This window comes from Phycicoccus jejuensis (genome assembly GCF_044797865.1).
Lineage (GTDB): Bacteria > Actinomycetota > Actinomycetes > Actinomycetales > Dermatophilaceae > Phycicoccus > Phycicoccus jejuensis.
In genome coordinates this window covers 1517264-1530983 of sequence record NZ_CP085209.1, presented here as the reverse complement: position 1 = coordinate 1530983, position 13720 = coordinate 1517264, and the positions used below count along the sequence as shown (strand labels likewise).

Below are 13720 nucleotides of genomic sequence, written 5' to 3'. Positions count from 1 at the left end.
CCTGACCCCACACGGTCGAGTGCGGAAGTGGCGCCCAAGGCAACCACTTCCGCACTCGACTCCGACGATGGCAGGTGCCTCAGCGGCGGAAGACCTGCACCTCCGAGATGCCGACCTTCTCGGCGCCGCTGTAGTTCGTGGCGCAGTCGGTCGCGTTGGCCGGGTCGTTGTCCTGCTCACCGGCGTACGCCGGTCCGCCCTGACACTGGTTGGCGACGGCCACGAACCGCAGGTGGGTGGCCGCGGTCTGCGGGATGTCGAACGAGCGCATCTTGAGCGCCGGCGCCGTCGGCCGCGGGACCCCGGCGGGGAACGCGTCGGCCGGCGAGGTCCACACCGGGCGGTAGTCGGCGTCGCGCGAGCAGTCGACCCGGCCGCGGGCGTCGCAGGCGAGCACCTGGAACTGGCGCAGCGCCTGGAAGCGGCCCACGACCCCGGGCTCCGGCAGGGAGCTGACCTGGACCCGGCGGACGACCTGGCGGCCACCCGCGAGGTCGACGGTGAACGCCTTCTGCGCCGCCGTCGGGCGGTCGACCGTCGTCGCCGTCGTGCCCTCGTCGTCGTCGACGAGCTTGCCGAGGTTGACGCCCTCGCCGGTCACGGTGGCCCCGCGGATCGCGCTGGCGAGGTTGTCGCGCAGTTTGACCGGGAGGTTGCGGGTCTGGTTCGGCTTGGCCGTCAGCGTGACCCGGACCTGCCCGTGGCCCTGCGCCCACGCGGTGTACGTCCGCTCGCCCGGGGCGATCGAGAACGTGTCACCGAGCGCGGTCGCGGGGTCGGTGTCGGCCACCGGGCGCGAGCGGGCCGTGTACTCGCCGACGTAGAGCTTGGCGCCGACAACCGGGCGCCCCTCCTCGTCGGTCGGGCTGAACCGCAGCGTCGCGTCCTTCGCGTACGCCGAGGCGAAGCTCGGGACAGGCTGCGTGTCACCGGAACCCGCCGAGGTCGCGCCCTGTCCGAGGCCGCGGGCGGCGAACGCGTTCCACAGCAGGTCCTGGTTGGCCCCGCCGAAGCGCAGGAGGTCGGCGGCGAGCATCCGGTCGCGGGCGTCGACCATCGAGACGGCGCCGCTCGGCATGAGCAGCCACGAGTCGAAGACGAGCTGGATCCAGCGCCGGTTGCCCGGGCACTGCGCGGCGGCACGCTCGCCGTCGGCGCAGGCCTTCTGGGTCGCGGCGTCCCCGAGCCCGTAGCGGTCGAGGAACGCCGCCCGGATGTCGTTGTTCGTCGCGGACCAGATCTCGCCGTCCGCGTGCACCTGCGGACCGGTGAGGTCGTAGCCGACGTTCGAGTAGTTGAGCGGGCTCTGCCCCATGTTGTAGTTGCGGATGCCCTGCTGCGGGTTGCCGGTGACGTAGGCGCCCATCGGGGTCGCCTCGCCGCCGAGCGGCGCGTAGCCGTTCTCCTGCAGGTACTCCATCGCCATGAGGTCCGACCAGCTCTCGCCCATGCCGCCGGCCTGAAGACCGGACAGGCCTTGGACCGGGCCGCCCGCCATCCGGTTGCTGATGGCGTGGCCGTACTCGTGGCCGATGACCGACATGTCGAACGAGCCGTCGACGCACGGGGCGTAGAACGAGCCCGCGACCGGCTGCCACATGTACATGTTCGAGTACACGGTGCCGCCGTCGCCGAGGGTCAGCTGGTTCGCGTTGTTGCGCAGGCCGACCTGGGCCCCGGACTGGGCGCGCCCGACCTCCGGGTCACCGCCCGTGCCGCCCTTGCCGTAGTTGTCGCGCTGGAGGTTCCACGCCGACTCGGTGAAGCCCAGCCGGTAGGACCAGTCGTGCATCCGGTTGTGCATCGCGAAGAGGTTGGCCGTCGCCGCGTCGATGTCGTTGCGGGTCGGGCTGGAGTACGCGGCGGGGTCGCACTTGCTCGTCTGCCAGACGTTGGTCCAGTCGTAGACGTAGTTGCGGTCGGCCTTCGGGGTCGCCGTGAGGCCGGGCGTCGTACGCCACTGCTCGTAGGTCAGCGCGTTGTTGCCGTTCGTCGTGAACGTGCTGATGTTCGTCGAGGGGTCGACGTCCCACGCCTTCGGGGAGGCCGGGCTCGCGACGACCTCGTCGCACCCCTCGGCGGCGACCCAGCAGAAGGTGCTGCGGGTGTCGGTGGAGGAGCGGTCGGTCAGCGGCGTGCCGGTGAAGACCTTCCAGCGCGGGTTGTCGCTGTCGGCGTCGACGAGGTTCTCGCGGGCGATGACCTTCCCGGTCACGGCGTCGACGTGGATGCTGTACGCGGTCTCCGCGTCGACGACCATCTCGACGCGGAATGCACGCCGGGGGTCCTTGCCGGGCACCGGGACCGCGACCTCCTCGGTGCGCTCCGAGACGAGCGACCCGGCGTCGGCGCCGACGCTGCGGGCCGCCGCGGCGACGGCCGCCTTCTCCGAGACCTTCGCGGCGGCCGGGGCCGCGGCGTCGGGGGTGAAGGTCGAGCTGACGTAGCGGACCGACCCGTTCTGGACCGCCACGGCGACCATGCCGTCGAGGCCCGCGGAGACACCGCCGAAGGTCTGCCGCAGCAGGACGACGGTGGCGTCGCCGATGCGGTTGGTGCCGACGAGCTCGACGTCGTCCAGCTGGTCGCTCGTCAGCCCGAAGGCCGCCCGCTCGCCGGCGAGGAAGTCGCGGGCCGCGGTCTCGGGGTCCTTCGCGAGTCCGCGCGCGACCGGTGAGGTGCCGTCGAGCACGTAGCTGGCCGGCGCACCGAACCGGTTCCAGGTCACCGACTTCGCACCCGATGCGCGCCCGGTGTCGGTCGAGCGCTGCGCCGACGAGCGCTGCGCCGACGACGGCGCGGCCGAGCCGGTCCGCGTGTCGAGGTCGGGCAGGCCGTGGTCGTGGTCGCTCTCGCCGGGCGGGGTCGACACGATGTCGGCCGGCCCCTCCTCCGCGGCGGCCGCCTGCTGGGCGGTCACCGCCAGGCTCAGCGCGACGGCGGCGGTCAGGCCGGTCGCGACCGCGCGGGTCGCTGGGTTCCTGCGTCTCATCCGGATGCTCCTCGGTGGGGGGTCGCCACGGGAAGCACCGGGCTCCGTGGTCCACCGGGTCCCGGCGGACGACGGCCCCTGCCCCGGCCCCGTCGCGTGCCGTCCACACAACCCGCTGGAGCTCCTGAGAAGAACCTGTGAGAGACCAAGTCTTGGTCAAGTCTTCGTCAGGCCGCGGGTTCGCCGGCCGCCGGACTGGCAGAAGGTGCCAGCGGATCGGCCGGTTCACGGGCTCGGGACGACGATGGGCGCCCTCCTCCCGGCGGCTAGGTTGACGAGACGCCGACGCCCCACCCCGTCGGCGCACCGCCCCGAGCACCGAGGAGCCCCACCCGTGACCGGACCGCTGGACGGCATCACCGTCGTCGACCTCTCGCGCGCCCTCGCCGGCCCCCACGCTGCGATGCTCCTCGGCGACATGGGCGCCCGCGTCGTCAAGGTCGAGTCCCCGACCGGTGACGACACCCGCGGATGGGGACCGCCCTTCGTCGGTCCCGAGGACGACCCGGTGTCGACGTACTTCCTCTCGTGCAACCGCAACAAGGAGTCGATCGTCCTCGACCTCAAGTCCGACGACGGCCGCGAGACGCTGACCCGCCTCGTGCGTCACGCCGACGTGCTCATCGAGAACTTCCGCCCGGGTGTCCTCGACCGGCTCGGGTTCGACGTCGAGCGCCTCCACGAGCTCAACCCCGGGCTCGTCGTCCTCGCCATCAGCGGGTTCGGCCACGACGGACCCGAGGGCGGCCGCCCCGGCTACGACCAGATCGCCCAGGGCGAGGCCGGCCTGATGTCGGTGACCGGCACCGGGCCCGACGAGCCGCAGCGCGTCGGCGTGCCGATCGGCGACCTGCTGGCCGGGCTGCACGGCGCGTTCGGCGTGGCCACCGCCCTGCGCGAGCGTGAGCTGACCGGCCGCGGGCGCGTCGTGCGCACCTCGCTGCTCGCCTCGGTCGTCGGAGTGCACGCCTTCCAGGGCACCGCGTACACCGTTGCGGGACAGGTCGGTCGGGCGCAGGGCAACCACCACCCGTCGCTCGCGCCGTACGGTCTCTTCCACGCGAGCGACGGCCCGGTGCAGGTGGCCGTCGGCTCGCAGGGCCTCTGGGTGCGCTTCGCGGAGGCGTTCGACATCGACCCCGCCGACCCCCTGCTCGCCACCAACTCCGCCCGTGTCGGCAACCGCGCTCACCTCGTCGAGGTCATCGACGCCGCCTTCGCGTCGTGGCGCGCCGAGGAGCTGCTGTCCCGGCTCGCCGAGCTCGGCATCCCGTCGGGCAAGGTGCGCTCCATCGACGAGGTCTACGACTGGGAGCAGACCCGCTCGCAGGGACTCGTCATCGACGTCGAGCACCCAGTGCTCGGGCGCATCGAGCTGCCCGGTCCGCCGATCCGGTTCGACGACAACGCCTTCGGCGGCGGTCGTGACACCCACCAGCCGCCCCCCGGTCTCGGCGAGCACGACGCCACGGTCCGTGCCTGGCTCGACGAGGCGGACGCGGCCGACGCGGCCGAAGGGGGCCGCCCGTGACCGCCGAGGCGCGGGCGCGCCGGCCCGGCGCCCACGAGCTGCTCGACGCCGTGCTCGACGCGGGCAGCTTCACCTCGTGGGACGAGGCGCCCCTGAGGGTCGCGGAGCCCGGTAGCGAGTACGCCGCCGACCTGGCCGCCGCGGCCGAGCGCGCCGGCACCGACGAGTCCATCGTCACCGGCGAGGGGTGCATCGGCGGTCACCGGGTCGCGGTCGTCGTCGGCGAGTTCCGCTTCCTCGCCGGCTCGATCGGCCGGGCCGCCGCCGAGCGTGTAACCGCCGCCTTCGAGCGCGCCACCGCCGAGCGGCTGCCCCTGTTCGCCGCCCCCTCCTCCGGCGGCACGCGGATGCAGGAGGGCACGCCGGCCTTCGTGACGATGGTGAAGATCAGCGGCGCCGTCGCCGCGTTCAAGGCCGCCCGGCTGCCGTACATCACCTACCTGCGGCACCCGACGACCGGTGGCGTCCTCGCGTCGTGGGGGTCGCTCGGCCACGTGACCGTCGCCGAGCCGGGGGCGACCATCGGCTTCCTCGGCGCGCGCGTCTACGAGGCGCTGTACGACGAGCCCTTCCCCCAGGACGTGCAGGTCGCCGAGAACCTCTACGCCCACGGCCTGCTGGACGCCGTGCTGCCCGTCGAGGCGCTGACCGAGATCGCCGGCCGCTTCCTCGACATCCTCGCGGCGCCGCGCGAGCTGACCCCGGTGCCCGACGTGCCGAAGGAACCGCTCGCGGACGTCCCGGCCTGGGACTCCGTCACGCGCTCCCGCCGCCCGGAGCGGCCGGGCATCCGCGCCCTGCTGCGGCTCGGCGCGTCCGACGTGCTGCCGCTGTTCGGCACCGGCGCCGGCGAGTGGGACCGCAGTCTCTTCCTCGCGCTCGCCCGCTTCGACGGCGCGACGTGCGTCGTCCTCGGCCAGGACCGCCGGGCCGAGGCGCTCGAGGCGCCGCTCGGGCCGTCCGGGCTGCGGGTGGCCCGGCGCGGGATGAAGCTCGCGACCGAGCTCGGGCTGCCGCTGGTCAGCCTCATCGACACCGCCGGCGCCGCCCTGTCGAAGGCCGCCGAGGAGGGTGGCCTGGCCGGCGAGATCGCGCGGTGCATCGCCGAGCTCGTCACGCTGCCCGTCCCGACGGTCTGCGTCCTGCTCGGCCAGGGCACCGGGGGCGGGGCGCTCGCGCTGATGCCCGCCGACCGCGTGCTCGCGGCGCAGCACTCCTGGCTCTCGCCGCTGCCGCCGGAGGGTGCCTCGGCCATCCTCCACCGCACGACCGAGCGCGCTCCGGAGCTCGCCGACCAGCAGCGCGTGCGCTCGCTCGACCTGCTGCGCGCGGGCATCGTCGACCGCGTCGTGGCCGAGCACCCCGACGCCGCCGACGAGCCCGAGGCGTTCTGCCGCCGGCTCGCGCAGGCCGTCCGGCACGAGCTGGCCGAGCTCGCGGCGCTCGACGACGCGGCCCGGCTCACCGCCCGCCACGACCGCTGGCGCGCCCTCTGACCCCCGTCCCCCACTGATTGCGAGTTCCGCCGCCGACGCGCCGCGTCAGCGGCGTGTCGGCGGCGGAACTCGCAAGAAGTCGGAAACCCCCCGGGGAGGTCAGGCGACCGGGAGGGCGTCCTGCGCGCGCGCCGGAGCGACGACGGAGGGCCGCCGCGCACGCTGCTCGTTGAGCGCCAGCCCGACGACGGACACCAGCACGACCGCGAAGCCGAGCCACTGCGTCGCGCTGGGGCTCGCCCCGAGCCACACGACGCCGACGAGCGCCGCCGACAGCGGGAAGGCCAGCTCGGCGAGGGTCGCCCGCGACGCCGGCGTCCGCCCGAGCGCGCGGTAGTACAGGACGAGCGCGAGCAGCCCCGGCACGAGGGCCAGCAGGAGGATGTTGACGACCGCGTCCGAGCCGAGCAGCACCGGCGTGCCGGTCAGCCCGGCCGTCACCGCGAGCGTCAAGAGGCCGAAGGCGAAGCGCAGCGCCGTGAGGTCCGAGAAGCGCAGCTCGGCGGACGCCGCGCGCCCGAGCACCGTCCCCGCCGCCCACAGCGCCGCGGCGCCGACGGCCAGCAGCGCTGCCGTGGCGCTCGAGACGCTGACGGCCAGCGGGTCGGGGAAGGCCAGCAGCCACGCCCCGACGAGCGCCGGCACGGCGAACACCGCGTAGACCGGGCGCAGCCGCTCGCCGAGCAGCAGCGCCGCGAGCGCGATGGCGATGAGCGGCTGGAGCTTCTGGAGCACCTGCGGCGTGATCGGGTCGCCGGTGCGGAAGGCCGCCGTGAACAGGGTCGTCGCGAGCGCCGACGACCCGGCGCCGATGACGACGACGCTCACCTTCGTGCGCAGGGACGTCGTCCGCAGCCGCCGCAGCGCGGGCACGAGCCACGGCAGGGTGAGCACGACGAGGACGAGGTGCTCCCACAGGACGACGGCGAGGGCGGGGTACTCCGCGGCGAGCGGTCCACGCCACAGCGAGGACAGGCCCCAGAGCGAGGCGGCGAGGGCGACGAGCCAGGTGCGGTCGGACGTCCGGTCGGTCATGGACACAGCGTGGACCACGCGCGCTCCGCGGCCACCACCGGCCCCGCGAGATGTCGAGGGACGAGACACCGGCGGTCGACGTCGGACTGCCAACGCCCGGCCCGCCCTTGGGCAGAACCTGCCAACGCGGGGCCGCGTCCCGGCTCCCTAGGGTCGGTCTCCCGGGCACCCCGTCCGGCGGATCAGGGAGCGAGGTGACGGATGCGGGTCCTCCTGGCCCTCGGCGGCAACGCGATGACCGGCCCCGACGGCAGCGCGACCCCCGCCGCGCAGATCGCCGCGGTGACCGAGGCGATGGGCGCCGCCGCCCGCCTCGTCGCGGCCGGCCACGAGGTCGTCGTCACGCACGGCAACGGCCCGCAGGTCGGCAACCTGCTCGTCAAGAACGAGCTCGCCGCGCACGTCGTCCCGCCGGTGCCGCTGGACTGGTGCGGCGCCCAGACGCAGGGGACCCTCGGCTTCACGATTCTCGACGCGCTCGACGCCGCCCTCGCCGCCGCGGGCACCCCGCGGCCCGTCGCGGCCCTCGTCACCCGCACGCTCGTCGACCGCGAGGACCCCGGCTTCACGCACCCCACGAAGCCGGTCGGCCGCTACGTCGACGCCGACGCGGCCCGGCGCATGGTCGAGCACGGCCAGGTCTGGCAGGACCGCGGCGAGCGCGGCTGGCGGCGGGTCGTCGCCAGCCCCGAGCCGCTCGAGGTCCTCGACGTCCCGGCCGCCCGCACGCTCCTCGACGCCGGCTACGTCGTCGTCACGGCCGGCGGCGGCGGCATCCCCGTCGTCCGCGACGCCGACGGCACCCTGCGCGGCGTCGAGGCCGTCATCGACAAGGACCTCACCGCCGCGCTGCTCGCCCGCTCGCTCGGCGCCGACGTCCTCGTCATCGCCACCGACGTCGACCACGCCGCGGTCGGCTTCGGCACCCCGCAGCAGCGCGACCTCGGCCGGGTCACCCTCTCCGAGCTGCACGACCTCGCCGCCACCGGCGAGTTCGCGTCCGGCTCGATGGGCCCCAAGGTCGAGGCCGTCTCGCGCTTCGTCGCCGCCGGGGGACCGCGCGGCGTCATCACCTCGCTCACCCACATCACCGACGCCGTCGACGGCGGCTTCGGCACCGTCGTCGAACCCGACTGAGAGGAACATCCCGTGCCCGACGCCATCGAGGTCCGCAAGGTCCCGCTGCACACCGTCTCCGACGCCTCCGAGCTCGGCAAGCTCATCGACGCCGGCGTCATGGAGGCCGACCGCGTCATCGCCGTCATCGGGAAGACCGAGGGCAACGGCGGGGTCAACGACTACACGCGCATCATCGCCGACCGCGCCTTCCGCGAGATCCTCGTCGAGAAGGGCGCCGACCCGGCCAAGGTCAAGGAGATCCCGATCGTCTGGTCGGGCGGCACCGACGGCGTCATCAGCCCCCACGCCACCGTCTTCGCGACCGTCCCCGCCGAGCAGGCGCCGCAGACCGACGAGCCGCGCCTCACCGTCGGCTTCGCGATGAGCGAGCAGCTGGCCCCCGAGGAGATCGGCTACCTGCCGATGGTCGAGAAGGTCGCCGCCGCGGTCAAGGTCGCGATGGAGCGGGCCGGCATCACCGACCCGGCCGACGTCCACTACGTCCAGACGAAGACGCCGCTGCTCACCATCCACACGATCCGCGACGCGAAGTCCCGCGGCCAGAAGGTCTGGACCGAGCACACGCACGAGTCGATGGACCTCTCCAACGGCTGCACCGCGCTCGGCATCGCCGTCGCCCTCGGCGAGATCGAGATGCCGACCGACGCCGACGTCATGCACAACCGCGACCTGTACTCCTCGGTCGCCTCGTGCTCCTCGGGCGTCGAGCTCGACCAGGCGCAGGTCGTCGTCGTCGGCAACGCCCGCGGGGTCGGCGGTCGCTACCGCATCGGCCACTCGGTGATGAACGACGCGCTCGACCAGGACGGCATCTGGGCCGCGATCAAGGACGCCGGGCTCGACCTGCCCGAGCGCCCGCACCGCAGCGACCTCGGCGGCCGCCTCGTCAACGTCTTCCTCAAGTGCGAGGCGAGCCAGGACGGCACCGTCCGGGGCCGCCGCAACGCGATGCTCGACGACTCGGACGTGCACTGGCACCGCCAGATCAAGTCCTGCGTCGGCGGCGTCACCGCGTCGGTCACCGGCGACCCGGCCGTGTTCGTCTCCGTCTCGGCCGCCCACCAGGGCCCCGAGGGCGGCGGCCCGGTCGCGGCGATCATCGACCTCGGCGACGAGCCCACCGGCTACCGCGCCTGACGCACCCCCGAACCGGAGCCGGCCCTGCACCCCCTGCGGCAGGGCCGGCTCCTGCACGTCTGGGGCGCTGACGCATGACCGGGGACGGATGGGGTACCGGCCGCGGGTGAGCCACACCGCATCCTCGCCGTCCCCCACCCCTCCGCCGGCGCCCCCGCCCGGGCTGCTCGACCCCTCGCGCGCCGACGAGCTCGCCACCGCCCCGGACACCGCCGTCATCGACGCCCTCGCCGAGATGGTCGCCCACCCCGAGTACCCCTGTCTGGGAGCCCGGTCGGTGTTCCGTCGGGATGCCGTCACTCCGCACGTCCTCGACGACCTGATCGACGACCGGCCCGGCGGGTCGCTCGACGAGCTGGGCCGGCGGCTGCGGTCGTTCGCGGCCGCCGCCGACCCCGACGGGGACCTCGTCTCGTTCGTCGTCTGCTTCCGGGGGCCGCGGGCCGACGAGCGCGGCTTCGAGGAGCAGCTGTGGGCGGCGCTGCGCCACCTGCACGCCCAGGACGACCGGCCCTGGCCCGGCCACGTCGCGGCCGACCCCGGCGACCCGCACTTCGCCTTCAGCCACGGCGGCACCCCGTTCTTCGTCGTCGGCCTGCACCCCGGCGCCTCCCGCATCGCGCGCCGCGCGCCCGTGCCGACCCTCGTCTTCAACCTGCACGACCAGTTCGAGCGCCTGCGGGCCGACGGCCGCTACCAGCGGATGCGTGACACCATCCGTCGTCGGGACACCCACCTCCAGGGTGGCGTCAACCCGATGGTCGCCGACCACGGCACGGCGTCCGAGGCCCGCCAGTACTCCGGCCGCGCCGTGCCCGCCGACTGGACCCCGCCCTTCGCCCCGCACTCCACCCCGCAGCCCGCCCCCGTCGAGGAGCCCGCATGAACCCCGCCCGCACCCGCTTCCCCCGTGCCTCCGCGCCGCCGCCGTACGCCGGCGGGGTCGACGGCCCCGCGGACGGGTGGCACCGCATCGGCCCGCAGACCGGCGTGGCCGTCGAGCTCGCCCCCGGTGACCGGCTGACCCTCCTCGACCCGTGCGGCGAGCAGGTGAGCGACCTCTACCTCGTGCGGTCCGACGACGTCGCGGAGCAGTTCTCGTCCGGCCGGACGACGGACTTCGGCAACAGCATCTACGTCTCGACCGGCTCGATGCTCTGGAGCAACCGCTCGGGCATCCTCGCCGAGGTCGTCGACGACACGGTCGGGGTCCACGACCTCACCCTCACCCCGTGCAGCCAGGCGACCTTCGACGTCCTCTACCCCGAGTTCGACGGCGCCCCGCACCCCAGCTGCTTCGCGAACATCGTCGGCGCCCTCGAGCCGTACGGCGTCGACGCGGACCGGGTCGGGGTGACGCTCAACGTGTTCATGGACGTCTGGACCGACGAGCGCGGTGAGCTGCACATCGACCCGCCGCCGACCCGTCCGGGCGACCGCTTCACCATCGAGGCGCGCGAGCCGCTCGTCGCCGCCGTCACCGCCTGCTCGGCGGAGAAGTCGAACAACGGCCGCTGCACCCCCATCGACTACCGCGTCGACGCCGCCCCCCGCTGACCCGCGACTCCCCCCTCTCTCTCCCGCCCCCCTTTCGCGAACGCGTGTGGAACCGCCGGGGAAGCCCGGCGGTTTCACACGCGTTCGCGGAGAGGAGCGGGGCTCGGGGTCGGTCGAAACGGACGGTCGGAGCCGGAGCGGCTGCGGCGCCCCCGCCCGGCTGGAGCTCTGGACCGGGTGCCAGTGGAGCGGGCTCCTCGGCGCACGGACGGACGGTCTCCTCCCCCTCTGAGTCCCCCACCCCTCCGACGCCCACGCCCCTCCCGCGAACGCGTGGGGTCGGCAGGGGGCCGGGGGCGGTAGGTTCCGGTCGTGGACACCGCCGAGGAGCAGCCCGACGAGGAGATCGACGAGGCCTTCGAGCGACTGCTCGAGGAGGGGCGCGACCGGCTGGAGCGACCGATCTGGACGTTGCTGCCGACCGGCCTGCTCGGCGGCATCGACGTCGGCGTCGGCATCCTCGCCTACCTCGTCGTCAAGCACGAGACGGGCAGCCAGCTGCTCGCCGCGCTCGCGTTCTCGGTCGGGTTCGTGGCGCTGCTCCTCGCGCGCAGCGAGCTGTTCACCGAGAACTTCCTCGTGCCCGTGACCACGGCAGTCGCCGAGAAGGGCAACTGGGGCCGGCTGCTGCGCCTGTGGGTCGTCACGCTCCTGACGAACGTCGCCGGCGGCGCGGTCATCATCTGGGTCATCCTCGTCGCCCGGCCCGACCTCGCCGAGGTGACCCGCGAGACGGGCGAGCACTACGCCGAGCTGGGCATCAGCGCCAAGAGCTTCATGCTCGCCGTGCTCGGCGGCCTCGTCATCACCCTGATGACCCGGATGCAGAACAGCACCGACAGCATGGGCGTCAAGATCGTCCCCGCGATCCTCTTCAGCGCGGTGCTCGTCGGCGCCGAGCTCTTCCACGCCGTGCTCGACCAGATCCTCATCATCGGTGCGGCGATCGCGGGCTCCGACATCACGATCGGGCAGTTCCTCACCGCGCTCGTGTGGGCGAGCCTCGGCAACGTCGTCGGGGGCGTCGGCTTCGTGACGTTCCTGCGGCTCGTGCGCTCCGCGCCGCGGGTCGAGGACGAGCGCGAGCGGTCGGCGACGGCCTGACCCGCGCCCGCCCCCGACCCGCGGCCGGGGGCGCGACCCGTCAGTGCGCGAAGTGGCGGGTGCCGGTGAAGTACATCGTCACGCCGGCGGCCTGCGCGGCGGCGACGACCTCGGGGTCGCGCATCGAGCCGCCGGGCGCCACGACCGCGCGGACGCCGGCGTCGAGCAGCACCTGGAGGCCGTCGGCGAACGGGAAGAACGCGTCCGACGCCGCGACCGAGCCGCGCGCCCGCTGCGCCCCCGCGCGGGTCACCGCGAGGTGGCAGGAGTCGACCCGGTTGACCTGGCCCATGCCGATGCCGACGGACGCGCCGTCCTTGGCGAGGAGGATGGCGTTGGACTTGACCGCGCGCACCGCCCGCCACGCGAACTGGAGGTCGGTCAGCGTGCGCTCGTCGGCGGCGTCGCCGGACACCAGGCGCCAGTGCGCGGCGTCGTCGCCGCCGGTCGTGGCGCCCTGGTCGTCGCGGACCACGGCGTCGACCGCGTCGCGGACCTGCAGGAGCACACCGCCGGAGACGGCGCGGAACTCGACCGGGTCGCTGAAGCGCTCGACGCCCTCGGGCAGGCGCAGCAGCCGGCGGTTCTTCTTCTCGCGGAGGATCTCGAGGGCGTCGTCGTCGAACGCCGGCGCGACGATCACCTCGCTGAAGACGTCGTTCGTCGCCAGCGCCATCTCGCGGGTCACCGGGCGGTTGGTCGCGATGATGCCGCCGAAGGCCGACACCGGGTCGCAGTCGTGCGCGGCGGTGTACGCCTCGGCGACCGTCTCGCCGACCGCGATGCCGCACGGGTTGGCGTGCTTGATGATCGCGACCGTCGGCTGGTCGCCGTGGTCGTACGCGGCGCGCAGCGCGGCGTCGGCGTCGACGTAGTTGTTGTACGACATCTCCTTGCCGGCCAGCTGCTCGGACTGCGCCAGGCCGGGCCGCCAGTGCGTGTAGAGCGCGGCGCGCTGGTGCGGGTTCTCGCCGTAGCGCAGGACCGCGGACTTCTCCCAGGTCGCGCCGGTCCACGCCGGGAAGCCGGTGCCGTCCGAGGTGTCCGCGTAGGCGTTGCCCATCCAGGAGGCGACGGCGACGTCGTAGCTCGCGGTGTGCGCGAACGCCTCGGCCGCGAGGCGCTTGCGCTGCTCGAGGGTGAAGCCGCCGGAGCGCACCGCCTCGAGGGCGACACCGTAGGCCGCGGGGTCGGTGACGACCGCGACGCTCGGGTGGTTCTTCGCGGCCGCGCGGACCATCGAGGGGCCGCCGATGTCGATCTGCTCGACGCACTCGTCGGGCGTCGCGCCGGAGGCCACGGTCTCGCGGAAGGGGTAGAGGTTGACGACGACGAGCTCGAACGCCTCGACGCCGAGGTCCTCGAGCTGCGTGAGGTGGTCGGGCTTGCGCGTGTCGGCGAGCAGGCCGGCGTGGACGTGCGGGTGGAGGGTCTTGACGCGGCCCTCGAGGCACTCGGGGAAGCCGGTCAGCTCCTCGACGCGCGTGACGGGCAGGCCGAGCGACTCGATGAGCGCGGCGCTGCCGCCGGTCGAGACGAGCGTGACGCCGGCGTCGTGCAGGCCCTGCACGAGCTCGGGCAGGCCGGTCTTGTCGTAGACGGAGACGAGGGCGCGACGCACAAGGCGGACGTCCTGGGTCGGGCCGGGGGCGGAGACGGATGCCATGGAGGGCTCCTCGGGGTCGACGGGGTCGGTCCCGGAGCACCCAGGCGGGCGATGCCCCGACT

Annotated in this window: 10 protein-coding genes; 7 read left to right on the top strand and 3 right to left on the bottom strand. The window is 74.1% G+C overall.

The genetic code is table 11. The features are described from left to right. Positions 1-79: 79 nt before the first annotated feature. Entirely contained in the window at positions 80-2992 is a 2913-nt protein-coding gene (locus LG324_RS07220; RefSeq protein ID WP_404352725.1) for a M36 family metallopeptidase, read from the bottom strand. A 334-nt stretch (positions 2993-3326) separates the two neighbouring features. Between LG324_RS07220 and LG324_RS07215 the strand changes: the two genes are divergently transcribed. Next, positions 3327-4523 (top strand): CaiB/BaiF CoA-transferase family protein, encoded by a 1197-nt coding sequence (locus LG324_RS07215; protein ID WP_242525890.1) that lies wholly within the window; start codon positions 3327-3329, stop codon positions 4521-4523. Further along, complete coding sequence (locus LG324_RS07210; protein WP_404352724.1) at positions 4520-6019, top strand: carboxyl transferase domain-containing protein; 1500 nt, start codon at positions 4520-4522, stop codon at positions 6017-6019. The genes LG324_RS07215 and LG324_RS07210 overlap by 4 nt, the downstream gene beginning before the upstream one ends. A 99-nt stretch (positions 6020-6118) precedes the next feature. On the opposite strand, the gene LG324_RS07205 is transcribed toward LG324_RS07210, so the two are convergent. Continuing rightward, positions 6119-7054: a DMT family transporter gene (locus LG324_RS07205; RefSeq protein ID WP_404352723.1), complete on the bottom strand. Its 936-nt coding sequence runs from the start codon at positions 7052-7054 to the stop codon at positions 6119-6121. Between the two features lie 201 nt (positions 7055-7255). Here LG324_RS07205 and LG324_RS07200 point away from each other — a divergent pair, with 201 nt between their 5' ends. From LG324_RS07200 to LG324_RS07180, 5 genes are all read left to right on the top strand, one after another. Continuing rightward, positions 7256-8191 carry a carbamate kinase gene (locus tag LG324_RS07200; RefSeq protein WP_404352722.1) on the top strand — a complete coding sequence of 312 codons (936 nt, stop codon included), beginning with the start codon at positions 7256-7258 and terminating at the stop codon, positions 8189-8191. Between the two features lie 12 nt (positions 8192-8203). Further along, complete coding sequence (locus tag LG324_RS07195) at positions 8204-9331, top strand: ring-opening amidohydrolase (RefSeq protein ID WP_404352721.1); 1128 nt, start codon at positions 8204-8206, stop codon at positions 9329-9331. 106 nt (positions 9332-9437) lie between these two features. Further along, on the top strand, positions 9438-10217 hold the full coding sequence (gntA, locus tag LG324_RS07190; RefSeq protein WP_404352720.1) for a guanitoxin biosynthesis heme-dependent pre-guanitoxin N-hydroxylase GntA: 780 nt from the start codon (positions 9438-9440) through the stop codon (positions 10215-10217). Further along, the gene (locus LG324_RS07185; RefSeq protein ID WP_404352719.1) at positions 10214-10888 is read left to right on the top strand and encodes a DUF1989 domain-containing protein; all 675 of its coding nucleotides are present in this window, start codon (positions 10214-10216) and stop codon (positions 10886-10888) included. Before gntA ends, LG324_RS07185 begins: the two co-directional genes overlap by 4 nt. Before the next feature lie 312 nt (positions 10889-11200). After that, positions 11201-11992 (top strand): formate/nitrite transporter family protein, encoded by a 792-nt coding sequence (locus LG324_RS07180; protein ID WP_404352718.1) that lies wholly within the window; start codon positions 11201-11203, stop codon positions 11990-11992. 40 nt (positions 11993-12032) lie between these two features. On the opposite strand, the gene purH is transcribed toward LG324_RS07180, so the two are convergent. Continuing rightward, the gene (purH, locus tag LG324_RS07175; protein ID WP_404352717.1) at positions 12033-13658 is read right to left on the bottom strand and encodes a bifunctional phosphoribosylaminoimidazolecarboxamide formyltransferase/IMP cyclohydrolase; all 1626 of its coding nucleotides are present in this window, start codon (positions 13656-13658) and stop codon (positions 12033-12035) included. Positions 13659-13720: the final 62 nt, after the last annotated feature.

What these genes read in the sequence shown, in the direction of transcription:
- LG324_RS07220 (WP_404352725.1), bottom strand. Translation starts at nt 2,992, where the DNA reads ATGAGACGCAGGAACCCAGCGACCCGCGCGGTCGCGACCGGCCTGACC.
- LG324_RS07205 (WP_404352723.1), bottom strand. Translation starts at nt 7,054, where the DNA reads ATGACCGACCGGACGTCCGACCGCACCTGGCTCGTCGCCCTCGCCGCC.
- LG324_RS07200 (WP_404352722.1), top strand. Translation starts at nt 7,256, where the DNA reads ATGCGGGTCCTCCTGGCCCTCGGCGGCAACGCGATGACCGGCCCCGAC.
- LG324_RS07185 (WP_404352719.1), top strand. Translation starts at nt 10,214, where the DNA reads ATGAACCCCGCCCGCACCCGCTTCCCCCGTGCCTCCGCGCCGCCGCCG.
- purH (WP_404352717.1), bottom strand. Translation starts at nt 13,658, where the DNA reads ATGGCATCCGTCTCCGCCCCCGGCCCGACCCAGGACGTCCGCCTTGTG.